This is a genomic window from Kitasatospora sp. NPDC041917, assembly GCF_055589745.1.
The window spans coordinates 14,604-40,311 of the sequence record NZ_JBVJBI010000037.1 but is presented as its reverse complement, the minus strand read 5'-3'; the positions used below and the strand labels follow the sequence as shown (position 1 = coordinate 40,311).

The 25,708-nt window shown below is 74.3% G+C and carries 21 protein-coding genes; 9 read left to right on the top strand and 12 right to left on the bottom strand.

The annotated features are described in order from the left end of the window. Positions 1 to 18: 18 nt before the first annotated feature. Positions 19 to 1,320, top strand: a complete 1,302-nt coding sequence (locus tag ACZ6EM_RS31770) for an MFS transporter (protein ID WP_452179378.1) — start codon at positions 19 to 21, stop codon at positions 1,318 to 1,320. Positions 1,321 to 1,360: 40 nt separating this feature from the next. On the opposite strand, the gene ACZ6EM_RS31765 is transcribed toward ACZ6EM_RS31770, so the two are convergent. Next, a complete protein-coding gene (locus ACZ6EM_RS31765; RefSeq protein WP_465773847.1) occupies positions 1,361 to 2,476 on the bottom strand; it encodes a cytochrome P450 in 1,116 nt (371 codons plus the stop codon). After that, positions 2,440 to 3,000, bottom strand: coding sequence for a cytochrome P450 (locus ACZ6EM_RS31760; RefSeq protein ID WP_465773846.1), 561 nt, complete (start codon positions 2,998 to 3,000; stop codon positions 2,440 to 2,442). Before ACZ6EM_RS31760 ends, ACZ6EM_RS31765 begins: the two co-directional genes overlap by 37 nt. A 273-nt stretch (positions 3,001 to 3,273) precedes the next feature. On the opposite strand from ACZ6EM_RS31760, the gene ACZ6EM_RS31755 reads away from it, so the two are divergent. Then, positions 3,274 to 4,695 (top strand): pyridoxal phosphate-dependent decarboxylase family protein, encoded by a 1,422-nt coding sequence (locus ACZ6EM_RS31755; protein WP_401053990.1) that lies wholly within the window; start codon positions 3,274 to 3,276, stop codon positions 4,693 to 4,695. Positions 4,696 to 4,741: 46 nt separating this feature from the next. Here ACZ6EM_RS31755 and ACZ6EM_RS31750 read toward each other — a convergent pair whose 3' ends face one another. Together ACZ6EM_RS31750 and ACZ6EM_RS31745 are read right to left on the bottom strand one after the other, a co-directional pair. Beyond that, entirely contained in the window at positions 4,742 to 5,245 is a 504-nt protein-coding gene (locus tag ACZ6EM_RS31750) for a DinB family protein (RefSeq protein WP_380539721.1), read from the bottom strand. Between the two features lie 66 nt (positions 5,246 to 5,311). After that, positions 5,312 to 5,758: a hypothetical protein gene (locus ACZ6EM_RS31745; RefSeq protein WP_359897175.1), complete on the bottom strand. Its 447-nt coding sequence runs from the start codon at positions 5,756 to 5,758 to the stop codon at positions 5,312 to 5,314. Between the two features lie 280 nt (positions 5,759 to 6,038). On the opposite strand from ACZ6EM_RS31745, the gene ACZ6EM_RS31740 reads away from it, so the two are divergent. After that, the gene (locus ACZ6EM_RS31740) at positions 6,039 to 6,467 is read left to right on the top strand and encodes a PPOX class F420-dependent oxidoreductase (RefSeq protein ID WP_401054605.1); all 429 of its coding nucleotides are present in this window, start codon (positions 6,039 to 6,041) and stop codon (positions 6,465 to 6,467) included. Between the two features lie 92 nt (positions 6,468 to 6,559). On the opposite strand, the gene ACZ6EM_RS31735 is transcribed toward ACZ6EM_RS31740, so the two are convergent. Next, positions 6,560 to 7,351, bottom strand: a complete 792-nt coding sequence (locus ACZ6EM_RS31735) for a putative protein N(5)-glutamine methyltransferase (RefSeq protein WP_401054603.1) — start codon at positions 7,349 to 7,351, stop codon at positions 6,560 to 6,562. 378 nt (positions 7,352 to 7,729) lie between these two features. Between ACZ6EM_RS31735 and ACZ6EM_RS31730 the strand changes: the two genes are divergently transcribed. From ACZ6EM_RS31730 to ACZ6EM_RS31720, 3 genes are all read left to right on the top strand, one after another. After that, positions 7,730 to 10,765, top strand: coding sequence for a DUF7507 domain-containing protein (locus ACZ6EM_RS31730; RefSeq protein ID WP_465773845.1), 3,036 nt, complete (start codon positions 7,730 to 7,732; stop codon positions 10,763 to 10,765). Between the two features lie 216 nt (positions 10,766 to 10,981). Continuing rightward, a complete protein-coding gene (locus ACZ6EM_RS31725; protein WP_401052205.1) occupies positions 10,982 to 11,470 on the top strand; it encodes a GNAT family N-acetyltransferase in 489 nt (162 codons plus the stop codon). Then, positions 11,467 to 12,219, top strand: coding sequence for a hypothetical protein (locus tag ACZ6EM_RS31720; protein ID WP_465773844.1), 753 nt, complete (start codon positions 11,467 to 11,469; stop codon positions 12,217 to 12,219). Before ACZ6EM_RS31725 ends, ACZ6EM_RS31720 begins: the two co-directional genes overlap by 4 nt. Before the next feature lie 96 nt (positions 12,220 to 12,315). On the opposite strand, the gene ACZ6EM_RS31715 is transcribed toward ACZ6EM_RS31720, so the two are convergent. The 3 genes from ACZ6EM_RS31715 to ACZ6EM_RS31705 all read right to left on the bottom strand — a co-directional run bounded on the left by ACZ6EM_RS31715 (position 12,316) and on the right by ACZ6EM_RS31705 (position 15,124). Then, positions 12,316 to 13,029 carry a ScbR family autoregulator-binding transcription factor gene (locus tag ACZ6EM_RS31715; RefSeq protein WP_465773843.1) on the bottom strand — a complete coding sequence of 238 codons (714 nt, stop codon included), beginning with the start codon at positions 13,027 to 13,029 and terminating at the stop codon, positions 12,316 to 12,318. A gap of 135 nt (positions 13,030 to 13,164) precedes the next feature. Further along, positions 13,165 to 14,034 carry an AfsR/SARP family transcriptional regulator gene (locus ACZ6EM_RS31710; protein WP_401052199.1) on the bottom strand — a complete coding sequence of 290 codons (870 nt, stop codon included), beginning with the start codon at positions 14,032 to 14,034 and terminating at the stop codon, positions 13,165 to 13,167. 346 nt (positions 14,035 to 14,380) lie between these two features. Further along, positions 14,381 to 15,124, bottom strand: coding sequence for a ScbR family autoregulator-binding transcription factor (locus ACZ6EM_RS31705; protein ID WP_452179371.1), 744 nt, complete (start codon positions 15,122 to 15,124; stop codon positions 14,381 to 14,383). A 320-nt stretch (positions 15,125 to 15,444) separates the two neighbouring features. On the opposite strand from ACZ6EM_RS31705, the gene ACZ6EM_RS31700 reads away from it, so the two are divergent. Further along, entirely contained in the window at positions 15,445 to 16,332 is an 888-nt protein-coding gene (locus tag ACZ6EM_RS31700) for a glycosyltransferase family 2 protein (RefSeq protein WP_465773842.1), read from the top strand. A 185-nt stretch (positions 16,333 to 16,517) separates the two neighbouring features. Here ACZ6EM_RS31700 and ACZ6EM_RS31695 read toward each other — a convergent pair whose 3' ends face one another. The 3 genes from ACZ6EM_RS31695 to ACZ6EM_RS31685 all read right to left on the bottom strand — a co-directional run bounded on the left by ACZ6EM_RS31695 (position 16,518) and on the right by ACZ6EM_RS31685 (position 23,264). Further along, the gene (locus ACZ6EM_RS31695; RefSeq protein WP_465773841.1) at positions 16,518 to 20,612 is read right to left on the bottom strand and encodes an AAA domain-containing protein; all 4,095 of its coding nucleotides are present in this window, start codon (positions 20,610 to 20,612) and stop codon (positions 16,518 to 16,520) included. Between the two features lie 382 nt (positions 20,613 to 20,994). After that, the gene (locus ACZ6EM_RS31690) at positions 20,995 to 22,380 is read right to left on the bottom strand and encodes a M14 family metallopeptidase (RefSeq protein ID WP_465773840.1); all 1,386 of its coding nucleotides are present in this window, start codon (positions 22,378 to 22,380) and stop codon (positions 20,995 to 20,997) included. A gap of 137 nt (positions 22,381 to 22,517) precedes the next feature. Beyond that, positions 22,518 to 23,264 (bottom strand): CGNR zinc finger domain-containing protein, encoded by a 747-nt coding sequence (locus ACZ6EM_RS31685; protein WP_465773839.1) that lies wholly within the window; start codon positions 23,262 to 23,264, stop codon positions 22,518 to 22,520. Between the two features lie 498 nt (positions 23,265 to 23,762). Between ACZ6EM_RS31685 and ACZ6EM_RS31680 the strand changes: the two genes are divergently transcribed. After that, positions 23,763 to 24,620 carry a DUF4389 domain-containing protein gene (locus ACZ6EM_RS31680; RefSeq protein WP_465773838.1) on the top strand — a complete coding sequence of 286 codons (858 nt, stop codon included), beginning with the start codon at positions 23,763 to 23,765 and terminating at the stop codon, positions 24,618 to 24,620. A 109-nt stretch (positions 24,621 to 24,729) separates the two neighbouring features. Further along, positions 24,730 to 25,362, top strand: a complete 633-nt coding sequence (locus tag ACZ6EM_RS31675) for a peptidase inhibitor family I36 protein (RefSeq protein ID WP_401049551.1) — start codon at positions 24,730 to 24,732, stop codon at positions 25,360 to 25,362. 26 nt (positions 25,363 to 25,388) lie between these two features. Here the strand turns inward: ACZ6EM_RS31675 and ACZ6EM_RS31670 are convergent, their stop codons facing one another. Further along, a complete protein-coding gene (locus ACZ6EM_RS31670) occupies positions 25,389 to 25,571 on the bottom strand; it encodes a hypothetical protein (RefSeq protein ID WP_359897148.1) in 183 nt (60 codons plus the stop codon). Positions 25,572 to 25,708 lie beyond the last annotated feature (137 nt).

The window sequence follows — 25,708 nt, the reverse complement described above, 5'->3', positions numbered from 1 at the left end:
AGTCCTCCGGAGTCCCCGATGGTCCTCGCTGAACCGCCCCTCTCCCGCCGGATCGCCGCACCGCCCGCCCACCGCGACGGCAACGTGCTGCGCTGGCTCGCGGCGTACACCGCCTCCCTGATCGGCGACAGCGTCTACTTCGCGGCCCTCGCCTGGTCCGCCCAGCGCTCCGCCGGCCCCACCGAGATCGGCCTGGTCATGGCCGCGGGCGCCGCCCCGCGCGCCCTGCTCATGCTCGGCGGCGGCGTCCTGGCCGACCGGCTCGACCCGCGCCGGGTGGTGCTGGGCAGCGACGCCGTGCGCTGCCTGCTCATCCTCGCGGTGGCCGCCGGCATCGCCCTGACCGCGCCCGCGCTCTGGCTGCTGGTCGCGGTGGCGCTCGTCTTCGGCGCCGTGGACGCCCTGTTCGTCCCCGCCGTCGGCGCCCTCCCGCCCCGGATCACCGGCCCCGACCAGCTGGCCCGGGTCACCGGCCTGCGCTCGCTGTCGATGCGCCTCGCCCAGATCGCCGGACCGCCGCTCGGCGGCCTGGCCATGGGCCTGGGCGGCCCGGCCGCCGCCTTCGCCGTCGCCGGGCTGCTCTTCGCGCTCTCCCTGCCGCTCCTGCTCTCCGTCCGGATCAGTCCGCTCGAAGCCCCTCCGGGTGACACCCCGTCCGGGGCCGGCACACCGCCCCGGCCCGGCACCGCGCGCGCCGAGCTCCTCGACGGGCTGCGCTACATCCGCCGCCACCGCCTGATCGGCCCGCTGGTCGCGGCCGGGGCGGTCTGCGAACTCGGCCTCGCCGGCACCCTCAACGTCGGCATGGTGCTGCTCAACGCCGAGCGCGGCTGGGGGCCCTCCGGCTACGGCTGGATCGTCGGCTGCTTCGGCGCCGGAGCCGCCGCCAGTGCCGCGCTGCTCGCCGTCGCCGGTCGGCTCCCCCGGGCCGGCCTGACCATGGCCGGCAGCCTGCTGGCGGGCAGCGTCGGCGCGGCGGCCATGGCGCTCGTACCGCAACTGTGGGCCGCCGCCGTCCTCGCCGCCCTGGTCGGTCTGAGCGCGGGCGTCTTCGGGAGCCTGGACAGCACCCTCATCCAGACCGCCACCGACCCCGCCTACCTCGGCCGGGTCACCTCCGTCACGATGCTCACCATGGTCGGTCTCGCCCCGCTCGCCTACCCGCTGGTCGGCGCCGCCGTCGGGGCCTGGGGCACCGCCCCGGTCTTCGTCGGCTGCGGGGCCCTCTCCTGCCTCGGCGCCGCCCTCGCCCTCGCCTCTCCCGCCGTCCGCCGCGCGGAGCTCCCCCGCACGGGACTCCCCCGCACGGCCGCCCGCTGAGCGTTCCCCACCGGGTGCGGGCGCCGGCCCGGCAGGCCGGTCACCAGGTGACCGGGAGCACCTCGACGCCGTAGACCGTCGACCCCTCACGGAAGCGGAGCTCGGCCTCGGGGACGGCGAGCCGCAGGGCCGGGAAGCGCCGCAGCAGGGCCGGCAGGGCCACCTTCAGTTCCAGCCGGGCCAGTTGCTGGCCGAGGCACTGGTGGGCGCCGAAGCCGAAGGACAGCTGGGCGACCGAACGGCGGCGCAGGTCGAGGTCGTCCGGTCGCTCGGGGACGAGTTCGGGGTCGCGGTTCGCGGTCAGCGGGGAGAGCAGGACGTGCTCGCCCTCGGCGATCCGGTGGCCGTTGACCTCGACGTCGGCCGCGGCGGTGCGCAGGAGCGGTGCGGGGATGGCGAGATGGCGCAGCAGTTCCTCCACCGCCGGGCCGGTGGCCCCGGGGTCGTCGCGGAGGACGGCGAGCTGGTCCGGGTGGCGGAGCAACGCCAGCACGCTCAGGGCGAGTTGGGTCGCGGTGGTCTCGTGTCCGCCGACCAGGAGGGTGGTGCCGAAGCCGATGAGCTCCTCGTCGGTGAGCTCCGCGCCGTGCTGCCGCACCACCGCGCCCAGCACGCCGTCCCCGGGGGTGGCCCGGTTGCGGGCCACGATGTCCGCCATGGCCGCGTTCAACTCGGCCGAGGCGGCGATCAGTTGACCGGCGTCGGCGGTTCCGTCCATGATCACCCGGGAGCAGCGCTGGAACATCGCCCTGGTCCCGTACGGGACGTCGAGCAGTTCGCAGATCGCCAGCGAGGGGATGGGCAGGGCGAAGGCCTCGACCAGATCGACGGCCGGGCCCTGCTCCGCCATCGCGTCGAGGTGCTCGGAGACGATCGTCTCGATCGCGGGCCGCAGCCGCTCGACCCGGTGGACGGTGAAGCTGCCGGTGAGCATCCGGCGCAGACGGCTGTGCTCCTCGCCGCTGTAGGCGGGCAGGAGGCCCGGCTGGTTGAACAGGGTGCGCGGCAGCGACGGGTCGATGCCGTTGCCCGTCACCAGGCGCTCGTCCGCGAAGGCGGCCCGGACGTCGCCGTACCCGGTGATGACGACGGCGTCGATCTCGCCGCGCACCGGGTGGGTCACGCGCAGCCGCGGCAGGCCGTCCTCCTCGCGCATCCGGCGGAGGTCCGGCGACGGGTCGAGGGCCGGGGCCTCCGGGTCCGGGGAGAGGATCTCTGCCGTGGTTGGGATGGTGTGGCGCGCCTCCGCAGCACCAGGTCCATGGCGATCACCTGGCCCGGGCGCCAGGACGACACCTGCTCCTCGGCGATGTCGGTCATCGTGTCGACGCTCGCGGCGATGCTGTCCCGGTGGAAGGCCGGCTGGAGCGCGCGCCGTTGGCGGAGGTGGAAATCCCGCTCGGAGGTGATGATGCCGTTCCCGATGAATGGCCGCGCGACGTCGAACAGCAGTCCTTTGCCGAACTTCCTGCTCTGCTTCAGGAGAACGTCGTGGACGGCCTCCGGTGAGTTCAGGACGAACACCGGACGATTCCCGAGGAATATCCTGACGATGTCGCCCCGGGCCCTGACCGACTGCAGGAACTCCACCCGCTGGACGGCCAGCTGCGGCAGGTGGCCGAGCAGTGGGAAGCGCCCCGGCGCCACGGGGGCCGCCACGGGAGCGGTGGTGGAACGCACAGCCCCGCACCTCCCTGAAGTCTCGGCTCGAAAATCCGCCCGACATTGGAACGTTCACTCGCCCGCGGTGCACGGTGATCACCGTCCGCCGGATCGGGAGAGGTCAAGGGACCGGCCGAAAATGCACCGCCGGAGTGATTTTGAGCCGAACGGCGCGAATTCCCCCACCTCCCCGTGCGTTTCAGGCCACCCGTCCCGGATTGGACCGGGACGCCGTCCGCACCTCGCCGTTAGCCTCGGGCGCACCGCCCAGTCGATCAACGGAGAATCGTCATGCACCCCGAACTCGCCGCCGATCTCGGCCGGTTGCCGGAACTCCTGGAGGAGACCCGGCAGCGTGCGCTCGCCTTCCTGGAGACCCTCGACGAACGGCCCGCGATCGGACGGGCCGGCGCGGAGCAGGCCGGCGCCGAGACCGTCGGCGCGGAGACCGCCGGCTCGCCGCTCGCCGAGGAGGGCGGCGGAATGCGGGCCGCCCTGGCGGAGTTCGCGGAGCGCTGGGAGCCGCGACTGTCGGCGAGTACCGGGCCGCGCTACTTCGGGTTCGTGACCGGCGGGGCGACGCCGGCGGCGCTCGCGGGCGACTGGCTGACCTCGGCCGTGGACCAGAACTCCAACTCCTCGCTGGATCCGGCCGGTCAGCACCTGGAGCGGGAGACGGTCGGGTGGCTGCGCGAACTGTTCGGGCTCTCGGCGGCGCACCGCGGCACCTTCGTGAGCGGCGCGACGATGTCGAACACGGTGGGGCTGGCGATCGCCCGCGAGTGGCTGGGCGAGCGGCTCGGCGTGGACGTCGCCGAGAACGGGGTCGGCGCGCTGGGCCCGGTCCGGGTGCTGTCGGGCAGTGCGCACTCCAGCGTCGCCAAGGCGCTGTCGGTGCTGGGCCTGGGCCGGACGGCGCTGCGGACGGTGCCCGTCCTGCCGGGCCGGGAGGCGGTGGACGTGGCCGCGCTGGAGCGGGCACTGACCGGGGCTCAGGGGCCGTGCGTCGTGGTGGCCAACGCCGGGACGGTCAACACCGTCGACTTCGACGACCTGCGCGCGATCGCCGCGCTGCGCGAGCGGTACGGGTTCTGGCTGCACGTGGACGCCGCGTTCGGCGCCTTCGCCGCGCTGTCGCCGGAGCACGCGGAGCTGGTGGCGGGGCTGGACCTCGCCGACTCGGTCTGCGTCGACCTGCACAAGTGGCTCAACGTGCCCTACGACAGCGCCGTGCAGTTCACCCGCCGCCCGGACCTCCAGGCCCGGGTCTTCCAGAACGCCGCCGCCTACCTCGGCCCTCTGAGCGAGCACCCGGACCTGGTCCACCTCACGCCGGAGAACTCCCACCGGCTGCGCGCCCTCGCCGCCTGGTTCACCCTGCGGGCGTACGGCCGCTCCGGGCACCGGGAGATCGTGGAGCGCTGCATCGCCGGTGCCCGGGCGCTCGGCGCGGAGGTGGCCCGGATCGAGGGCCTGGAACTGCTCGCCCCGGTGCGGCTGAACGTCGTCTGCTTCTCGCTGACGGCCGACCCGACCCCGGAGCGGCTGACCGCACTCGCCGACGGGCTGGCCGGCGAGGCCTTCCTCACCCCCACCCGCTACGCGGGGCGGCCCGCCCTGCGCGCCGCGTTCAGCAACTGGCGCACCACCGAGGCGGACGTCCGACGGACGGCGCGGGCGCTGGCCCGGGCCGTCCGCGGGCTGACGGCCTGAGCGCGAGCAGCGGACCGCGCGGGGACGGGCCGGGCGGAGTCCGGGGTCAGCTCCGGTTGTGGTCGCCCGTCCCCCCGTCGATCAGCTCGCGCAGGATGTCCATGTGCCCGGTGTGCCGGGCCGTCTCCGTGGTCATGTGGATCAGCACCCAGCGCAGCGAGACGGAGTTCCCCGACCAGGAGGTGCCGAGGTCGTCCAGTGCCAGCTCCCGGATCGTCTCGTCGGCGCCGGCCCGGGCCCGGGCGTAGAAGGCCAGGACGTCCGCCGTCGACTCGTGCGGCTCCACCCGCATGTCGGAGGAATCGTCGGCGTCGATGTCGAACGGCAGCGGTCCGCTCTCCCGGCCGAACGTCTCCCGGAACCAGCCGAGTTCGGCGCCGCCGAGGTGCTTCACCAGCCCCAGCAGATTGGTCCCGGAGGGCGTCATCGGACGGCGCAGCTGCTCGTCGTCCAGCCCCTCCAGCTTCCACAGCACCACATCGCGGTGCCGGTCCAGCGCCGCATGAAGGCTTTCCTTCTCCCCACCCGTGAAGGGCACACGATTGCTCATGCCGGGGACCGTACCAGCCGGCACCGACAGTCCGGCCCTACGGCCACCGCCCCCGGCCGTCCGGGATCACGGGTGCGCCCCGTCCCCGTACACGCCGCCCGCCCGGTCGGTCAGGCCGGCCATGATCTCCGCGTGGGCGAGGTTCATGAAGTGCAGCGGCCGCCAGCGGGAGCGGTGGTCGGGGTGGTCGCGGAACCGGTCGGCCGTCTCGCACAGCCGCTCCCACCAGATCATGGCGTCCTGGCGCATCCGCTGCGTCCAGCCGGGCTCGTCGTTGCGGCCCTCCAGGACCACCTCCTCCCAGGCCACCAGGACGTCCGAGAGGAAGACGCAGTCGGCGGCGGTGATCTCCGCCAGCCGCTCGGCGGCGAACCGGGCACCGGTGCCCTCGGGTTGGGCCCGGACCAGCTCGCGCATGCGGGCGGCCAGGAAGGCCTGCAGCGGGGTGACGTCGTCGGTGTGGAGGTCGTCGGAGAACTCCAGCAGTTCCACCGGCTTGCGTTCGCGTGCCATCGTGCGGTGTCCCCTCGACTCGGACGGTGCGCATCCACTGACGGGCCGTCACCGTTTTCGCGACCGACCATAGCGGCTCACGCCGGACATCACGGCGGATTCCCGAACCTTCCGCACCGGCCCGCCGGTCCGTGCCATCATGCGCGGCCTCCCGCCCCACCTGCCCGGCGGGCCTCGCCCGGTACGCCCGACGCACCGCACCCCACCCACCCGGCGGACCTCGCCCAACACGCGCGGCGGACCTTGCCCTCACACCGGTGTGAAGGTCGATGATGCTGCCATGACCGCCACTGCTTTCGACCCGTACGCCCTGCTCGCACAGAGCCGCCTCGGCGTCCTCGCCACCATCAAGGCGGACGGCCGCCCGCAGCTCTCCCCCGTCATGCCGTTCTACGACCGGGCGGCGAACGCCATCCTGATCTCCACCCGGGACGGGCTGGCCAAGACGGCCAACCTGCGCCGGGACCCGCGGGCCAGTCTGGAGGTGACCGGGCCGGACGGCCGCTCCTGGGTCACCGCCGAGGGCGTGGCCACCCTGACCGGACCGGGCACCGACCCCGAGGGGCCCGAGGTCGAGGCGCTGGTGGACTACTACCGCCGCGCCGCCGGGGAGCACCCGGACTGGGCGGATTACCGCCAGGCGATGGTCTCCGACCGCCGGGTGCTCCTCACCATCCCGGTCGACCACGTGTACGGCACCCGCATCTGACCGGCTCCGGCCCGGCCGCCGTCACGGGGGAACGGCGGCCGGGCCGGGCCGGCTCAGGACCTCGGGAGAACTCCCCTCGGCAGCCGGGCGGTTCAGCGCAGTGTCGCGGTGACCACCGTGGCGTCCAGGTCCTCCTCCCGGCTCTCCACCGCCGCCAGCCCGGCCGTCCGGGTCACCGCGAGGGCCGCCGACGCCTGCCGCTCGCTGGTCTCGAACAGCAACGACCCGCCGGGCGCCAGCCACCGCGGCGCCTCGGCGACCACCCGCCGCAGCACGTCCAGTCCGTCCGCCCCGCCGTCCAGCGCGGGCCGGGCCTCGTGCAGCCGCGCCTCGGGCGGCAGCAGGCCGAGGTCGCCGGTCGGGACGTAGGGGACGTTGGCGATCAGCACGTCCACCCGGCCGGCCAGTTCCGGGGGCACGGCGGCGAACAGGTCGCCCTCGAAGACCCCCGCCGCGGCGCCGACCAGGTTGCGGCGGGCGCAGCGGACCGCGCCCGGATCGATGTCGGCCGCGTACAGCTCGACCGGGTGCGCGGCCGCGGCCGCCACCGCGGCGCCCAGCGCGCCGCTGCCGCAGCACAGGTCGAGCACCACCGTGCCCGGGGCGGTCAACGCGGTGGCGGCGGAAACCAGGAACTCGCTGCGGCGGCGCGGGACGAAGACGCCCGGGTCGACGGCGATCCGCAGCCCGGCGAACTCGGCCCAGCCGACGACGTGTTCGAGCGGCCGCCCGTCGGCGCGGGAGCGGACCATGGCGGCCAGGTCGGCGGGCGAGGCGGCGGCGGAGAGCAGGATCCGCGCCTCGTCCTCGGCGAACACGCAACCGGCGGCGCGCAGCCGGGAGACCACGGAGGAACGGAGGGAGGCGGAGGAGAAAACCGGCAAGAGAACCCCTTTGGGGACGGGAGGACTGACGACTCCGTCAGGGCTCCCGCGAGGGCCGACACCTCGTCGGCGCGCCGGCCGCGCTATGCGCGCGGGGCGCCGACGCGGCCGCGCTCCGGGAGCACCCGCTCGGACATTCCGGTAATGGGTCTCACCTCCCTGAGTCACGGTCATACTCGGCGTCGGCCACCCTACCGCACCACCGGGCAATGATGATCGGAATGATTCCGAAGGAACCTGCCACACGTCCGGCAATCCCCTCCGACCGTCCACCCGTCGCCGACCACTCCCATGACCCCTCGCTCGTCCGAGCGATTCGATAGGTCCACTGACAGTACTTGGCGATAACGGACCGTAGCGGCCGCGCATAGTAACGCCATGACGAGACAATCCTGCGGACCGTCACGGCTTCGCGCCCGAACGGCCCGCCTCATCAGCGCCGCGGCCACCCTCGGTCTGCTCGGCGCCGGCCTCACCGCCCCGCTCGCCCAGGCCGTCGCCCCCGCCCACCACCCCGCCGCGCCGCTGCCGGAGCGGGTCCGGGCCGTCGGCACGCCCCTGCTCCAGGAGGCCTTCACCGGAGCCACCGCCGACTCGCGCTTCATCGCGGTCGGCTCCGCCTGCCTCACCGGCGCGGCCCCCGCGACGCCCGGGCCGGGCGACCACCCGCTCGGCGGCTGCCCCACCGCCGAGACCGGCCCGGTGCCGCCGCTGAACTCCGCACCGCTCGGCTACCTGCGGATCACCGACGCCGGCAACGACCAGAGCGGCGCGGTGCTCTTCGACCAGGCCCTGCCGGCCGGCAACGGCCTGGACGTGACCTTCGACCAGTGGCAGTACGGCAGCACCACGCCGAACACCCCGGCCGACGGCATCTCCTTCTTCCTCGTGAACGGGGACGTCTCGCTCACCCACCCCGGCGCCTTCGGCGGCAGCCTCGGCTACGCGCAGAAGCTGCCCGACGACAACCCGAACCTCACCTTCCTGCCCGGCGTCGACCGCGGCTACCTGGGCGTCGGTCTCGACGTGCTCGGCAACTACTTCGGCGACTGGGAGCAGCGCGGCAACGGCTGCGCCCAGCGCTCCCCCGCCGGTACGAGCTTCCGCATCCCCGCGCCCGGCGCCAACATGGTCACCGTCCGCGGCCCCGGCGACGACACCACCGGCTACTGCTTCCTGACCGCGACGACCAGCAACTTCACCACCAACGGCCCCTGGCCCTCCACCCTGCCCGGCACGCTCCAGGGCCCGCTCACCACCCTGCCGCCCGGAGTCACCCCGGACCAGGCACAGACCCTGCTGGAGCCCTCGCGCCGCCGGGTCAACGTGCACCTGACCCCGGCGCCCTCCCCGGTGCTCACGGTCTCCGTCGACTTCAACGACGGCACCGGCTCGCACCAGGTGCTGCAGACCCCCGCACCCCAGCCGGTGCCCTCGACCTACAAGTTCGGCTTCGCCGGGTCCACCGGCCTGTTCACCGACGTGCACCTGATCCGCAACGTCGTCATCAACACCGACCAGCCGCTGCCCGAACTGAACCTGGTCAAGCAGGCGCACGAGCCGCTGCCCGGGCTGATCACGGTGGGCACCCCGATCCCGTACGACTTCGTGGTCACCAACTCCGGGAACGTGCCGATCACCAACCTGGCCGTCAACGACCCGAAGGTCGGACCGGTCAACTGCCCGGCGAGCACCCTGGCCCCCCGTGAGACCGTGACCTGTACGGCGACGTACCTGGTCACCGCCGCCGACGCCGCCCAGGGCCACGTCGCCAACACGGCCCAGGCCACCGGGACCACCGACGGGGGCCCGGTCACCTCGCCACCGGCCTCGGAGAACGTGCCGGTGATCGCGCCACCGGGGATCACCCTCGTCAAGCACGTCGACGCCGCCGAGCCCTTCCACGTCGGCGACACCGTCCCGTACACCTACGTGGTCACCAACACCGGCGGGAGCGAGGTGACCAACCTCGCACTGACGGACGACAAGGTCACGGGGATCACCTGCGACTCCACCACCCTGGCTCCGGCCGGCAGCCCCGGGGACAGCACCCGGTGCCACGGCAGCTACGTCGTGACGGCCACCGACGCGCAGGCCGGGCAGGTCACCAACCACGCCCACGCCGCCGGGACGTCGAACAGCCAGCCGGTCACCTCACCGGAGGCCGATGCCACCGTCACGGTGGTCGGCCCGTCCTCGATCGGTCTGACCAAGCTGGCGGACACCGCCGGCCCCGTCCACGTCGGGGACACCGTGCACTACACCTACACGGTCACCAACACCGGGACGACCACGCTGAACAACCTCGTCGTCGTCGACGACCACGCCCCGCAGGTGACCTGCGACCGGACGACCCTGAACGCCGGAGCGAGCACCCCCTGCCACGGCACCTACACCGTGACCGAGGCCGACCTGCGACTCGGCCACGTCACCAACACCGCCCAGGCGGAGGCCACCGGCCCACAGGGGCAGACGGTGGTGAGTCCCATCGCCCAGGTCACGCTGCAGGTCGTCGGCGTCGCCAGGCTCGACCTGCGGAAGCAGGCCGACAGCGCCGGACCGTTCCACGTCGGCGACACCGTGCCGTACACCTACACGGTCACCAACACCGGGAACACCACGCTGAACAACCTGACCGTCGGCGACGACCACGTCCAGGCGGTGACCTGCGACCGGACCGGCCTGGACGCCGGCGAGAGCACCACCTGCCACGGCAGCTACACCGTGACGGCGGCCGACGCCCAGGCCGGGCACGTCACCAACACCGCCCACGCCAACGGCACCGACCCGCAGGGACAGAACGTCCAGAGCCCGCCGGCCCAGGCCGTCGTCCAGGTGGTCACCGCCGGAGAGTCCTCACTGTCCATCACCAAGCGGTCCAACGCCGAGGGGACCGTACACCCGGGTGACACCGTCACCTACCTGTACGCGGTGACCAACACCGGGTCGACCACGCTCACCGACCTCACCGTCAGCGACGACCGCCTCCAGGGGGTGACCTGCGAGCAGACCACCCTCGCCCCGTGGGAGAGCACCCTGTGCCACGGCACCTACACCGTGACCGAGGAGGACGCACGGGTGGGCAGCATCACCAACACCGCCCACGCCACCGCCCGCGACCCGGAGGGAGGGACCGTGCAGAGCCCGCCGGCCGAGCTCTGCATCGCCGTCGCGCCCTGCCCGCCGAAGGGCCACGAGCACAAGGGCGGCGGGAGCCACGGCTGCCCGAGCCGCCCGGGCCACCACCCGGCGCCGCCGCAGAGTGACGGCGGCTCCGGCGGGCTGCCGGACACCGGCGCTCCAACGGCCTCCGTCATGAACGCGGGCCTGGGCGGAGCCGGGCTGCTGAGCCTCGGCGGCCTGCTGTTCTTCCGGGCCCGCCACCGCACGGCCGCCCACCGCTCAGCGGTGTGACGGACGCCTGCGATCCGCCGTACGACGGCGGTCGGGCCGCCCCCGGTGCCTTCGGGTACCGGGGGCGGCCCGCTGTCCTGGCGGGCCACTGCCCGGCCGGCCGGTCCCCGAACCCTTCCGGCCGGCGCCGTGTCCGCTCCGAAACCCCTTGGACGGCACGGGGACCGGCTTGCTGAAATGGGAGACGGCCACTGAGGGAGTCGAAGGGACGCGGCGATGACCGGGATCAGGCTGCACCTGTCGGTGCGCGGCCTCACCGACGCGGACCTGCCGTCCTGCGGTTGGGCCGGCTCCCCCAAGCACGTGCGCGACCTCGTCCACCAGATCCGCCGCGCCGAGGCGGGCGAGATCGACTACCTGGCGGTGTGCACACCGGTCGGGCTCCCGGTGGCGGTCGGCGGCATCGACTACACCGTCGAGCCCGACGCCGGCACGCTGTGGCAACTCGGCGTCCACCCGGCCCTGCGCTCCTGCGGGATCGGCACGCTGCTGATCCGTTCCGCCGAGCAGCGGATCGGAGCCCGGGGCCTGACCCGCGCCGAACTCGGCGTCGAGGAGAGCAACCCGCGCGCCCGCGCCCTCTACGAACGCCTGGGCTACCGGGCCTACGGCCGAAAGCTCGACTCCTGGGACGTGGAGGCCGAGGACGGCTCGCTCCAGCGGTACGGGACGATGTGCACGCTGATGCGCAAGGACCTGGCGTGACGCCGGACTTCGCGGCGTTCGTCGCCGATGCGACGGCCGACCCGGCCGTCGTCGGGCTCGTCCTCAAGGGCTCCCGGGCCCACGACGGCATGACCACCCGTCATTCCGACCACGACCTCTACGTCATCCTCGCCGACGACGCGGCGAGCGAGCTGGCCGCGCTCGACGGCTACCGCTCCGCGCGGCTCGACCTGGTCGTCACCACCCTCGAACGGTTCCGCCGGCCCTCCGACTGGGAGCGGTACGCCATCGCCCGTTCCCGGGTGCTGGTCGACCGCCGCGACGGGGAGATCGTGCGGATCGTCGCCGCGATGGGACGGCTCGGCGCCGAGGAGGCCTTCCGGTCCGGCGCCGCCCTGCTGGACGCCTACGCCAACTCGCTCTACCGCTCGGTCAAGAACCACCGCGACGGCAACCCGCTCGCCGGCCACCTCGACGCGGCCGCCGGTGTCGGGTTCCTGCTCGACCTGCTCTTCGCCCTGGACCGCCGACCGCGCCCCTACAACAAGTACCTGGCCTGGGAGCTGGACCGCTTCCCGCTGCCCGGCTGGGACAGCGCCGCGCTGCTGGACACCGTCGCCCGGATCACCGCCACCGGCGAAGTGGCGCCGCAACAGCGGCTCTTCGCCCGGGTCGAGGCGGCGGCCCGGGCCGCCGGCCACGCGGCGGTGCTGGACGCCTGGGGCGAGAACCTGCTCCTGATGCGGCCCCACCCGGACTCCCCGACCCACCAGCCCGTCCGGCCCTGACCGACAGTCCGATCGGGCGAGACGGCTCGGAGCGTCCCCTCGGACGGCCCGGTCTCGAACGCCCCCTCGGACGGCCCGGTCCCGAACGGCCCGGTCTCAGGCTGGCCGCGGGACCGACGGCCTGGTGCGGTAGCCGCCGGCCGTGCCCGGGCGCACCAGACAGGGCAGCAGCCAGTCCCAGAGGGCGCCGACCCTGCGGGCACGCTCCTCGGCGGGGCAACCGTCCGCGAACACCACCTCCAGACCGCAGGCGGCGGTCACTACCAGGGTCTCCGGGCCGAGGCCGCCCGAGCGGTCGCGCAGCTCGCCCGCGCGGCGGGCACCGGCCAGCAGGTCGCGCACCACCCCGGCCCAGACGCTGTGGAAGCCGCGGATGTCGGCGAAGGCCGGCTGCCTGGAATCGGCCGGGGTGAGCCCTGCCGGGGTGGGCCCCGCCGGGGTGGGCCCCGCCGTGGTGGGCGCGGTCTGCCAGCCGGCGTCCTCGCGGCCGAGGCGGAAGGCCGCCCGGATCACCGGGTCCGCCCCGAGGGCGTCGACCAGCCAGTACCCCGCGTCGATCAACCCCTGGAGCGGGGAGGAAGCCGCACGCAGCTCCGCGCAGGCCGACCGCAGCGAGCGCTCGGCCTGTCCGGACACCGCTCTGGCCAGCTCCTCCTTGGAGGCGAAGTGGAAGTACAGCGCCCCCTTCGTCACCCCGGCGGCCGCGGCGATCTCGCCGAGGGTGGCACCGGCGTAGCCGCGGCGGTCGAACAGTACCGCCCCCGCCTCCACCAGCCGCCCGCGCGTCCGTTCCGACCTCTCCTGGACCACCCGTCCCACAACCCCTCACAACGACAAGCAGGTTCCGACCGGACCGCGACCGCCCCTGGACGGGCGCCGCGGCCTCCGACGGCCGTCCGCGGCCGGTTCCACCGATGCGGCACCGGCTGCGGACGGCCGCCGGGTTCACCCGACCCGGCTGAACCGGGCCGCCGCCCCCGGTCCGGCGGCCACGCCCGCACCGGCGGGCTCGCGCTCCGCCGCACGATCCGCCGCGCGTTCGGGGCCGGCGAGCAGGATGGAGCGCTGCAGCCGCCGCAGTCCGACCGAGGGCTCCATGCCCAACTCCCTTACCAGGGTGTTCCGCAGACGCTGGTAGGCCTCCAGCGCCTCGCCCCGGCGGCCGGAGCGGTGCAGCGCGATCATGTACTGGCCGTGCAGGCTCTCGTGGGTGCGGTAGCGGTCCACGAGCACGGTGAGTTCGGCCAGCAGCACCCGGTGCCGGCCGAGCCGTAGGTCGGCCTCGATCCGCTGGTCCAGCGCACAGAGCCTGGTCTCCTCCAACCGCCGTGTCTCGACGGCGAGTTGGCCGCCGACCGGGACATCGGCGAAGGCCGATCCGCGCCACAGCCCGAGGGCCTCGCCGAGCAGCCGGGCCGCCGCCGGGTAGTCCTCGCCGTCCATCGCCCGGTAGCCCGTTCCGGCCAGCCGCTCGAACTCCCGCAGGTCCGTCAGCCCTGCGCCGCTGTTCAGCATGTAGCCGCCCGGCGAGGTCACCAGGACGTCCTTGGCGCAGGCCACCCCCCTCGCCGCACCGGCCGCGGCGAGCGCCCGGTCGATGAGGTCGCGCAGTTGGAGCACGTACGTCTGCACGGTGGTGCGCGCGCTGCGTGGCGGACGGCCGGACCACAGCTCGTCGGCCAGCACCCCGGCCGGCACCACCTGGTCCGCCCGCAGCGCCAGCAGGCCCAACACTTGCCGCGGCTTCGGCGCCGACGGCACCACCGATACCCCGCACACCCGGACGTCCAGCGTCCCGAGCACCCGAATTTCCACGATGACCACCCCAATCACACGGAACGCCGCAGCCCCCTTCGCCACGGCCGGCACCCGGGTCGACACCCTGGGTCAGCTGCTACCAAGTCAAAAACAGGACGCGCGGTTTGTCAATACAAAACCGAACGTGCTGTTTGTTTTGCTGACGCCGCTCCGTTCCGTCACCCCTGGCGCGGCTTCCGCGAAGCTGCGCGACCCGGTCCGGCTCCGGGCCCGGCTCCAGGCCCGGCTCCGGACCCGGGCCCGGGCAAAGCAAAGGCGGCGCCAGACCCCCATGGTCCCGTCGCCGCCGGTTTCGCCTTCCCCCGCCCGGATCCCCGCAGGCAGGAGCTCCGGTGAGCCGCCGTCAGCCCACACCGACCTCCGTCTGCGCCTCGACCCGCGCCGAACCCGCCGCACCGCCGTCCGGCACACCGTCCGCTCCTCCGCCCTCCGCGGCCGCACGGACCGCCGCGGCCTCGGCCACCACCTGGGCCCCGCGGTTCGGCCCCATCCGCAGCGAACCGAGCACGCCCGGAACGGCGATGCTCGGCATCAGGTGCTGGTACAGCGCGGACACCCGCAGCTCCAGATCCGCCCGGCCGCAGAGCTTCTGGGACTGGATCTGCACCCCGGTCCACGCGGCGACGAGCAGCCAGGCGGTGTCCGCCGGAACGACGTGCGGGAGCAGCTCGCCGCGCTCGCCGGCCGCGACCAGCAGCGCCTCGAACCGGTTGATCCAGCCGGGGATGGCGCCGCCGCCGAGGTCGTCGAAGAGGTCCTGCCCGAGCGACAGCCGGGCACCCGCGCTGAGCAGCGGGTCACGCGGCATCAGGTACGCCACCACCATCCCGGTGTCCACGAACTCCTGAAGCTTGCAGCTCCGTTCCGGAACTCCGTCCTGGACGAACTGCTCCTCGACCACGCCCTGCGCCAGATCCCGCTTCGAGGCGAAATGGAAATACACCGCACCGCGCGTCACACCGGCCCGGGAGACCACCTCGCCGATGGTCGCGCCCTCGTACCCGAACTCGTCGAAGACCGAGGCAGCCGCCTCCAGGATCAGCCGACGTGTCCGGAGCGCCCGTTCCTGCCGTACCACCGAAACCACCCCGCCCTGAGCTCCCGGAAAACAAAACCAAACACCCCGTATCTTAGCTTCGCCTCACCCACGACCGACAAGACGATGTCGATGAATCCCGCCAACCACTCCCTCTCTCCACGACCCGTCAGACCCCACCGTCCCGTTGGTGGCCAGAGACCTCGACCGCCCCGAGGGTTCGACGTCCGAGGCCCCGCCTCCTCCCCCTGAAAACCGAACGAACGGTTTCTTCCCGGCGTTCGTCTCCGTACATCCGTACAGACGTGACCTCCGAGACGGGCCGGTCGTTGCACCGGGTCTGCGGGAATCCTCGACGGAAGCGGGTGCACATGGGCCTCGGCCTGGGCGTGGTGGTGCTGACGATGGGCGACCGGCCCAGGGAGCTGGGCGCGCTCCTCGACTCGGTGGCCGCCCAGGAGGGCGAGGCCGCCCGGGTCGTGGTGATCGGGCAGGGCGCCAGGCTGCCGCCGCTCCCGCCCTGGGCGGACGCGGTGGAACCGCCGAAGAACATCGGCATCCCCGGCGGCCGCAGCCTCGGCGTCCGGCGACTGCGCGAACTCGGCGGCGTGGACGTGGTGGTGAACCTGGACGACGACGGCCTGCTGCCGCGCACCGACACCTTCCGGCTGGTCCGGGAGGCCTTCGAGCGGGAACAGCGCCTCGGCGTGGTCGGCTTCCGGGTCGCGGACGCGACGGGGCACACCCGGCGTCGCCACGTCCCCCGCCCGGGCCGCTCCGGCGTGCTGCGGTCCGGCGTGCTGCGGTCCGGCGAGGTCCCCACCTTCCTGGGCGGCGGCCACGCGATCCGGATGAGCGCCATCGACCGGGTCGGCGGCTTCCCCGCGCGGTTCTTCTACGCCCACGAGGAGACGGACTTCGCCTGGCGCGTCCTCGACGCGGGCTGGTCGATCCGCTACCGGGCCGACCTGCTGCTCCAGCACCCGCGCACCGACCCGGCCAGGCACGCCGCCCACAACCGGCCGACCGCCCGCAACCGGGTGCGGCCGGCCGAGCGCCGGCTGCCCGCCGCCCTGGTGCCGCCCTGCCCGGCCTCCTGGTCACTGCACACCCTCACCCGCCGACCACCCGCGGCCGGGCTGCGCGCCTGGTGGTCCGGCTTCCTGGAGGGCGTCCGCACCCCGTGCCCGCCCCGACTCCCGATGCGCTGGGCCACGGTGTGGCGGATGACCCGGCTGGGCCGCCCCCCGGTGTTCTGACAGCCGGAGACCGGGCGGCGGGTCATGGCACACGGCCGCCGCGCCTCCTGCCCAGCGCCTCCGGGACCGCGGCCCCGCCCCCACCGCGCGCAGCCCCAGCCGCACCTGAGCGCCAGTGACGACGTGAGAAGTCGAACCGACCGACTTCTCGTGCACCATCCTCGGAACGCCCGGTGCCCGCGGGCTCAGCCGTCGACTCCGCTGTCGGCGGGGTCGTCCAGGGGCCAGGTGTCGCGGTCGCGGACGTGGTCGTAGGCGGGGAGTTCGCCGGCCAGGACGTCGAAGTGGAGCAGCGGGGCCCACAGCGCGCGGTCGCCGACCACGTACAGGCGGCGCTTGGCGCGGCTGGCCGCGACGTTCAGGAGGTGCGGGGAGCCGGCGGCCCAGGCGCGGGCGCCGGGGCGGCCCGCGCCGAGCAGCAGGATGACGACGTCGGCCTCCTTGCCCTGGGCCTTGTGGACGGTGGCGCAGCGCTCGTCGAGGAGTTCGGCGGTCCATCCGGGGAGCCCGCGGCAGGTCTCGCGGGCTTCGGCGACGAGGGCGCGGAAGGGCGCGATGATCCGCAGGCGTTCGACGGTGACGCCGTGACGGTCGAGCCGTCCCAGGAGGAAGGCGAGGGCGCGGCGGTCGCGGTCGCCCCAGGGGGCGTCGGCCGGGCGGCCGGGGTCCGGGGTGTCGAGCCAGCGGCTGGGGAGGAGGCCGTCGTGGTCGGGGTCGGGGAAGGGCTGGGGATGGGTGCCGTGGACCATGAGGCCGCCGTACGCGACCTCGTTGCTGACGGTGAACATGGGCTCCTCGCAGCGGCGGTGGACACGCAGCGGTGAGCCCACCCAGACCGTTTCGTCCTCCGCGCCGGTGGGGGCGGGCAGGTAGGTGCCGTAGCGGTTGACCCGGTCGGCGACGGCCTGCGCGGAGGTCGCGGAGGGCAGCCATTCCTCGTCGACGCCGTAGGCCAGCAGGAGCCTGCGCTGCAGGGCGGTCGGCATGGTGACGACGGGTTCCAGCTGGAGCGGGTCGCCGACGAGGACGGCGCGACGGGCGCGCCAGAGGGCGCCGACGGCGGCCTGCGGGGTGGCCTGGCCGGCCTCGTCGACGAGGATCCAGCCGATGGAGCCGCGGCCGAGGCGGGCGAACATGCTGCCGATCGAGGAGAAGGTGGTGGAGACGACCGGGACGAGGAGGAAGAGGGTCTGCCAGGCCTGCAGGACCTGCTCGTCGGGGACGGGTCCGCCACCGCCCGCCATGAGTTCCACCAGGACCTGGAGGTTGCCGCGGATCCGCTTGGCCGTGTTGGCGGCCAGGGCGCGGTGCAGGTCGAGGGCGCGCAGGAACAGGTCGCTGCGGGCGGTGCTCCAGGCCTCGTCGGCCCACGGGGCGCCGAGTTCCTGCGCGCGGTCGCCGAGTTGCGGCCAGTCGAGGGGCAGCGAGGGGAGAGCGGCGGCGGCCGCGCGCAGGGCCCGGTGGGCGGCGTCGAGTTCGGCGCCGGCGGCCTCCAGGTCGCGCCGGGCGGACCGGGTCCCGTACCGGGCCTGCTCGACCTCCGCCCGGGCCGCCGACTCCGCGGCCCGGGCGGCGTCCTGGTGGACGCGGGCGCGGACGGCGCCGGTCTCGGCCTCGGTGACGGCGGCGGTGGTGCGGGCGGTCAGGTCGGCCGCGAGGCCTTCCGCACGGGTGCAGCGGGCGACGTGGTCGTGGGCGTCCTCCAGCGCGGTGCGCTGCTGGACGAGCTGGGCGAGGAGGTCGCTCCGGCTGCGTTCGCGGTGCTCCTCGGCGGCCTGGCGTTCGGCACCGCTCTGCAGCAGGCGGCGCAGCCCGCCGCGCAGACCCGGCTGCGCGCCGGGGGGCTCGTCGTGGAGGGCCGTCAGGACGCCGACCTGCCGGCGGTGCTGGTCGGCGCGTTCGCGGGCGGCGGCCAGGGTGGCCCGGGCGTCGGCGAGGGCCTCGCGGGCCCGCGGGACGCGCTCGGCCGCGGCCCGGTGCGCGGCTTCGGCGGCGTGGGTGGCGGTACGGGCCGTCTCGACGGCCCGCACCGCGGCGGCGTGGCGGGCCTCGGCGGCCGCCGCGCGGTCGTCGGCGCGGGTGACGGCGGCGCGCAGGGAGTCGAGGCGGGGGTGGACCCGGTCCGCCCGGGACTCCGCGAGGACGGCGGCGAGGCGGACGCGTTCGGCGCGCAGGCGCTCGACCTCGGCCTGGGCGGCCTTGAAGGCGGCGACGGCCTCGGGCCAGGAGGGGACGGGCTGGGCGGGGGCCTGGACTTCGGGAGTGGGATGGGGAGTTGGGGCGGTGACGGCCGGGGCCGCGACCGCCGCCGGGCGACGGTCACGTGGGGCCCGGGCGGGCCTGGGCACACTGGGCGGCACCCAGTCGCCGAGGACGGCGTTCATGCCGCGCAGCGGCGGGAGCCCGGCGTCGGCGCGGGCGGCGGACTCGTCCTCCGGCAGGCGGCCCCACCAGAAGCGCTCGGTGAACCTCGTCCGATTGGTCTTGTTGCCGAGGACGGCGGCGACCAGCCCCCAGGCGGGCGCGCCGCCGAGCAGGGCGGAGGCGAGGTCGGAGAAGTGGTCGGGGCCGTCGTGCCAGTGCGCGTCGAGGGCGTCGGCGCCGGGCAGTTCGGCGGTGATGTTCTCCACCGCACCGTTGTTGGAGGAGGTGACCACGATCTCGCGGCCGGCGAGCCGCGGGTCGAGGGCGGAGACGAAGCGCGGGTGGACACCATGACGGTCCTTGCCCCGCCAGGCACGGCCGACGAACGCCTCCTCGGGCCTCCGGTAACCGGCCATCACGGCGGCGCGTTCGACCACGAGGGCGGCGACCAGGTCGCGGAGCATGGTGGTCTTGCCGGTGCCGGGCGGGCCGTTGACGGAGAACAGGCCACCGGCGTCGGTGCTCGCGGTGGCGGCCTCCGTGCTTCCGGCGCCGGCCGCGGCGCTGCCCCCGGCTGCGGCGCTGCCCCCTGCCCCGGCGCGGTCCGCGAGCATGCGGTTGACCGCGAACTGCTGGCTGAGCGCCAGCGGGTACCGCGACCTGGCGGGCCAGCGTCCGGCGGGGACGAGAGCCGGGTCGACGCCGGCCAGGACGGCGAGCCGGTCCTCCCGCAGATCGGTGCGGGCGTCGACCGGGATGTCCCGGCGACCGGTCAGGTAGGCCTCCAGGGCGGGGCCGAGGCCTGCCGCCCGCAGGCCCCGGTCCCCGAGCGCGGCACGGACCCGGGCGAGGTCGGGCGGCAGGAGACTGTTGAGGAACGGCTGCGCGGCGGCGGGCTTGGCCTTCGGGTCGCGCGGGCGGTGCACCAGCCGGCTCCGGACCCGGATCACCCGCGGGTCCAAGTGCTCCTCGACACCGCAGAGATGGGCGATCTGGGCGGTCAGGGCGACGAGGTCGGCGAGCGCGACCGGGCGAGGGCCGGTGTCCTCCGCCGCCTCCGTCTCCGCCGTCTCCTCCGCCGCCTCCTCGGCGGGCGGCTGCGGCGCGGCGGACGGGGAATCCCCACCCGCGCCCTGCTGGTCCGGACGACGGGTCGCCGCCCACTCGGCGACGCGCCGCACCAGCGGCTCCGTCGCCCCCTGCACCGCGGCCCCGGCGACCTCACCGAACAGCGCACCGACCGCCGCCACCGCCGCGCCGCCCAGGATCTCCGCGATCAGCTGCTGCCAGCTGCGAACGGCCTCCTCCCCCTCCCCCACGGGCACCGGGTCCGCCAGGAGCCCGGGCCCCGGCGCGTACGGAATCGGCGTGGCGGTCAACCGCCCCACCGCGACCTCGAACGCCTCACCCAACTCCTCGAAGCCGTCCAGCCACCCGGCCGCCGACGGCCCCGGGTCGAACAGCCGGCCCGTCGCCCAACCGCACGCGGAAACCACCGAAGTGTCCTCGACCGGCCGCCCGTGCTCGTCCAGGACGAGGGCGAACATCGCGCTCTTCCCCGACAGCACCAACTCCTCGTCCGGTACCCCCGGATCCGGGTCGGTCCCCTTCGGCAGAACGGCGATCATCGCCTGCCGAAGCAGCTCCAGGTCGTACACCCCGCCGTACACCTCGTGCCGCCACACCATCCCCCGAGGCGCCCGCCGGGCCGCCGTCTCCGGATGCTCCGGCGCCCACGGCAACAACAGCGCAGGCCGGCCCGGCGCCGGCGTCACGTCGACGGTGATCGCGTCCGACGCCCGGGGACGGCCGGCCCGGCGCTTCCGCGGCACGTCCGGAATCGGCGGCGGGCTGAACAACTCGACCGCCCGCCAGCACTCCAGCAGGTCCCCCGCACGCCCGTCCCTGTCCCGCACCCCGTAGCCCCCTGCGTCGAACCCGCGGCACGGAGCCGCTTCGTGTGCCGATCAACCGGCCGCAGAATCTACCGGACTGCGGGCAGGTAGGCCGAGGGCCCATGTCCCTCACGGGGCCTCTGACTGATGACACGTGTCCTCGGCACTTTGACGCCTCGGCAAAGAAACAGCAAGGTCGCCACATCGCCCCGGCTCCTGCGGGCCGTCCTCCCCGCACATGCGGGGGTCGGCCGGGGAACGCCGTCCGGGGGCTGCATCGCCGTGGCGTCGGTTCCACTCGCTGCCGGAGGGCCACGCAACCCCAGGCGCCGGCTGCGGGATGATCCCGCAGCCGGCGCCGGGCCGCGACGTGCGCGGCGCGACCCGTACCGATGACGCCCGGTCAGGCCGAGATGCCGCAGTACTGCTGCTGCTTGCCGATCGCGCGGTAGACGCAGTCGGCCGTCTCCACCAGGCGCAGGACCGCTTCGCGGTTGCGGCTGGTCTCGCGGCCGATCACCTCGTCGGGCGGGTAGAAGCCGCCGCCGCTGCCGCTCTCGCCGGGGTACATCTCGAAGGTGTAGGCGAAGATCCGGTGGGCGCCCCACAGCCAGTCGTCGATCGCCCCGTCGGTGATGTAGAGGTCGCTCGACTGTTCGGGTGTGTAGCCGTTGGTGGCGGCCATGCCGCGACCGAGGGTGGCGAAGGTGTTGTACTCGTCGGCGGTCATGCCGGTGGCGGTGTCGGCGGTGGTCCAGCCGAACGGCCAGAGGACCAGTTCGCTGTAGGTGTGGAAGTCGATGGCGGCGGTGATCTGCTGCTTGCCGTCGACGACCCGGCTGCGGACGAAGTCGGCGACGACCTTGGTCTCCTTGGCGGACTCCGGTGCGCTGCCCCGGTACGTCTCGTTGGAGGTGGAGCCGGAGGAGCCGCCGCAGCAGCCCCACTTGTAGTTCCAGTTGCGGTTGAGGTCGGTGCCGACGCTGTTGCTGCCGCTGTTGGGCTGGCGGTCCTTGCGCCAGCTGCGATAGCGGCCGGTGGCGATGTCGTACTCGCCGCCGTCCGGGTTGAGGTCGGGGATCACCCAGATCTCGCGGCTGTTGACGGCGTTGGCGATGCGGCTGTCGGTGGCGTACGTGTCGCCGAACTCGTGCAGCAGGTAGAGCGCCATCTCGACGGTGAGGTGTTCGCGGGCGTGCTGGTGGGCGGTGAACAGCACTTCGGGTTCGTTCTCGTCGGTGCCGACGTTGTCGCTGATCTTCACCGCGACGATCGGGCGGCCCTCGTAGGAGGTACCGATGACGCGCTTGCTCATGATGTCGGGGTGGGCGGCGACCACCGCGTCGATGTCGGCGGTGGCCTCGGCGTAGTTGTGGTAGCCGGAGTCGGCCTGCGGGAAGTCGTACACCGGGCCGGCCAGGCCTTCGTCGCCGGGTTCGGCGCCGTAGCGGGGGCCGGGCTGTGCGACGGGCGACCAGCCGAGCGCCCGCAGCCGGGCGGCTTCGGCGGGGGTGGCGGTGACCACCACCGCTTCGGGCAGGACGGCGTCGACGGAGACGCCGGTGGCGGCGACGGCGGTGCGTTCGGCGACGGTGCGGGGACCGTCGAGGCGATACTGCCGTGCGGTGTCGCTGCCGATGCCGATGCCGGTGTCGATGCCGAAACCGGTGACGGGCGCGGGCGTCGACGGGCGGTCGGGGGCGGCCTGGGCGGTGAGCGGGGTGGCGAGGGCGAGGGCCAGCAGCACGGCGGTGGCTGCGGCGGGCTTCCCTCGGCGGGGCAGTCGCATGACTGTCCTCCTGTGGGGTCCGTGGGGGCGGAACTGTGGAGGAGGTGCGGCGCGCGCCAGCTTGATGGTCCGCCAGTGTCATGGGTTCGTCAAGGCGTTGGAGAGTCCGGACCGGGCCGCGGATCGGCCCGCGCGACTCAGGAGGCCGGACGGGTCCCACAGGTCGCCAGGCTGCACCAGCGACGCCGGCCGCTCGCGTCCAGGAAGAGCCAGCCGCAGCCGGTGCCGGGGCAGCGGCGGACGGTGAACCGGCGCGGGTCGGCGAGCAGTTCGCCGGCCGCGCGGGCGGCGGCGTACAGCGGCAGCGGCAGCGGCAGCGGCAGCGGCAGGCTGGCCGACGGTGGCAGTCGCCAATGCGCCAGGCCGTCCTCGCCCCGGGTGAGGACCGCCGACCGCCCGGCCTCCTGCACCACGGTCGCCACCGCCCCGAAGGCGGCGCCGTCCTGCGGGTCGGTCAGGCACGCGTGGAGGGCCGACCGGAACGCGCGGGCGTCGGCGAGCACGCCGGCGGCCTCCGTCGGCTGCTCCGCCGCCCGGCGGAGCAGGGCCTCGACGACCGGTCCGTCGGCGAGGTCGTGGTGGCCCGGCCCGGACCGCGAGCGTGGGGTAGCCGCGCAGCCAGTCCGACCCGGGAGTCGGCACGCCGGTCGGATCGGCGCCCCAACCCGCGTAGGTGTTGCAGAACTCCAGCGCCGGATGGCCGCCCGCGCTCCACGGCAGCCACTGATCGCCGACCCGCACCGCGTACAGCGGCGCCGGAGGACGGTCCAGCCGGGGGTCGGCCCGCAGCATGCGGTCGTGCAGGGCGGCGAGTTCGGCCCCTGGCTCCACCCTCGTGGCCGGCCTCGAACGAACCGAGCAGTCGAAACTCCATGGCGGGCCACCTTAGGGCCCGGGCGGCCCGGCGAGGAGGCGCGCAGGCCACGATCTCCTCACGGTGTCTGCCGACAGCCGGCCGTGACCGGCGATCCGGACGCGATCCGGGCGCGGTCAGGTCCGCGGGTCGCCCACGCGCAGGCGCCGGGCGGGCGGCTGCCCGGGGCTCGTGGTGAAAATCCGGTCAGGGGTCCCTGCCAGGCCGGGCCCCCGAACGCCCGGCACCTCACCAGAAGGACCGATCATGCGACGAATCCCGTTCAACGCCGCGTCCACCGCGCTGGCAGCCGCCATCGCCGTCACCCTGACCGGCCCGGCGGCCGGCGCCACCGGCGGGCGGCAGCCCCCACCTTGCCCCTCGGGCCGCGCCACGCCGGGCCGCACCGGCCGACTGGCCCGTCCGGCGCAGCGTGACGCGCGGGACGGGCGGGTTGCTGCGATCTTCGGAGGGCACCCGGCCGCGCCCGACCGCCGGGTCCCGTCGTCCCGAGACCGTGGAGGCCCGGATGTGGCAGGCTCCCCCCGCCCCCGTCAGCCGCGAGTGGCTCCCGGTGCTGGACATGCCGGCGCCCGTTCCGCAGAACCGCTGGACGGTGCTGCTGCGCGCGCTGCTGCTGATCCCCCAGTTCGTGGTGGTGTGGGTGCTGTCGGTGGTGGCGTTCCTGGTCACCGTCGTCGGCTGGTTCGGTGCGCTGGTGCTCGGCCGGCTGCCCGGTTTCGTGGCGGACTACCTCACGGTGTTCATCCCGTACGACACCCGCGTCACCGCGTACATGATGCTCACCGTGGACCGCTATCCGCCGTTCCGGTTCGAGGTCCCCGACTATCCGGTGCAGGTCGGGCTGCGGCCGGGTGAGCTGAACCGGCTCGCCGTGCTGTTCCGCATCGTCCTCGTCATCCCGGCCGCGATCGTGCAGGGCCTGGTGTACGCGGGCTGGTGGACGGTGTCGTTCGTCCTCTGGCTGGTGGTGCTGGTCCTCGGCCGGATGCCGCAGCCGCTGTACGAGGCGACGACCGCGATCCTGCGCTACCGGATGCGTTTCACCTCCTACCTGGTGATGGTCTCGTCCGCCTACCCCAAGCGCCTGTTCGGCGACGAGCCGGGCAGTGAGCCGGCCGGGCCGGCGTCGGCCACCCGCCCGCTGGTCCTGGGCGGCGCCGGGCGCGGCCTGCTCGTCCTCTTCCTGATCATCGGCCTGGCCTCCTCGGCGACGGGCTCGGTCACCGCCTCGGTGAACTCGGACGACGACAACGACGACGAGGGCTCCCACCCGGCCCAGCACGTCGTCGCGCCGCTGATGCCGGGCCCCGCCGACCGGGCCCGCGACTCCGGTCGGATCGGCGAGGACGCCCGCGAGTCGTAGGTTCGCCCGATCAGGGGGCGCGTACGCACCGGCGCGCCGTTGCCGCGTACGCGCCGTCTGATCGAGAAAGCAAGGTTACCCGCGGTATGTGCACGGCTACGTTTGGCATATGACACACTCTCGACTCCGCCGACTTCTCGTCCGCACAGCCGGGGCCCTCGTGCTCCTGGCCGCGCCCCTCGGGGCGCAGGCCGCCGCCGCGCACAGCCCGGCCGGGGACCGGAGAGCCATCATCACCGCACTCGGCGACGGCGACCGCGACGCACTCCAGCAGTCGGTGGACGCCCAGCTCGCCGCGGGCAAGGGCGGCAAACAGACCGCCGCCAACGAGATCACCTACCCCGACGGCGCGGTGATGGTGCTCCCGCTGCCCGGGCAGGCGCAGGCACCGCCGTGGAGCGGCGACCACCACCGCCGCACCGTCCGGAGCCCGGACTGGAAGAACTGCCCCACCCCGGCCACCGAGCCGTCCTACTACTGCTTCTACGCCGACCGGAACTGGGGCGGCCGCCGGCTCCAGTTCAACCTCTTCCACGAGGACGCCGCCGTGTACTTCACCGACTACGGGTTCCGCGACCAGGCGAGCAGCTGGGTGAACACGGCGCGCGGGCTGGAGGTGATCGTGGACAACGACCCGGGCGACGGCCAGTGGCAGATGCTCTGGAAGGAGCCGGCGGTGTCGCTGTCCGCGTCGGTCGCGTACGACAACATGGCCGACCGGTTCTGGGCGGTCAGGCAGTAGCCGCCGGCCGCGCCGCCGGCCACTGACTACCGGCCGGCGGCCGAGGCCGGGGGTGAGACCGCGCCGGTGGGGACCGGCTCCGGCGTGACCGTGATGTAGGTCGGCGCCGGCGCGGTCTGCCGGGAGTCCGCCGCGTACCAGCCGGCGCCGAACGCGACGATGCCCAGCAGAAGGCCCCCGAGGACCAGCGTGAGGATGTGCTGCTTCATGGCCCAAGGGTAGGGGTGGAGCGGCCAACTTCCTTGCAGCCACGGCTCGCTGAGCCCGCCAGCCGTCAACCGGGATTGACGCCCCGACGGGCTCTGCGCGCACCGCGGCACGTCGAACCCGGCGTCACCCACACGAG

What these genes read in the sequence shown, in the direction of transcription:
- ACZ6EM_RS31770 (WP_452179378.1), top strand. Translation starts at nt 19, where the DNA reads ATGGTCCTCGCTGAACCGCCCCTCTCCCGCCGGATCGCCGCACCGCCC.
- ACZ6EM_RS31765 (WP_465773847.1), bottom strand. Translation starts at nt 2,476, where the DNA reads ATGCGCGAGGAGGACGGCCTGCCGCGGCTGCGCGTGACCCACCCGGTG.
- ACZ6EM_RS31755 (WP_401053990.1), top strand. Translation starts at nt 3,274, where the DNA reads ATGCACCCCGAACTCGCCGCCGATCTCGGCCGGTTGCCGGAACTCCTG.
- ACZ6EM_RS31750 (WP_380539721.1), bottom strand. Translation starts at nt 5,245, where the DNA reads ATGAGCAATCGTGTGCCCTTCACGGGTGGGGAGAAGGAAAGCCTTCAT.
- ACZ6EM_RS31745 (WP_359897175.1), bottom strand. Translation starts at nt 5,758, where the DNA reads ATGGCACGCGAACGCAAGCCGGTGGAACTGCTGGAGTTCTCCGACGAC.
- ACZ6EM_RS31740 (WP_401054605.1), top strand. Translation starts at nt 6,039, where the DNA reads ATGACCGCCACTGCTTTCGACCCGTACGCCCTGCTCGCACAGAGCCGC.
- ACZ6EM_RS31730 (WP_465773845.1), top strand. Translation starts at nt 7,730, where the DNA reads ATGACGAGACAATCCTGCGGACCGTCACGGCTTCGCGCCCGAACGGCC.
- ACZ6EM_RS31725 (WP_401052205.1), top strand. Translation starts at nt 10,982, where the DNA reads ATGACCGGGATCAGGCTGCACCTGTCGGTGCGCGGCCTCACCGACGCG.
- ACZ6EM_RS31700 (WP_465773842.1), top strand. Translation starts at nt 15,445, where the DNA reads ATGGGCCTCGGCCTGGGCGTGGTGGTGCTGACGATGGGCGACCGGCCC.
- ACZ6EM_RS31690 (WP_465773840.1), bottom strand. Translation starts at nt 22,380, where the DNA reads ATGCGACTGCCCCGCCGAGGGAAGCCCGCCGCAGCCACCGCCGTGCTG.
- ACZ6EM_RS31680 (WP_465773838.1), top strand. Translation starts at nt 23,763, where the DNA reads ATGTGGCAGGCTCCCCCCGCCCCCGTCAGCCGCGAGTGGCTCCCGGTG.
- ACZ6EM_RS31675 (WP_401049551.1), top strand. Translation starts at nt 24,730, where the DNA reads ATGACACACTCTCGACTCCGCCGACTTCTCGTCCGCACAGCCGGGGCC.
- ACZ6EM_RS31670 (WP_359897148.1), bottom strand. Translation starts at nt 25,571, where the DNA reads ATGAAGCAGCACATCCTCACGCTGGTCCTCGGGGGCCTTCTGCTGGGC.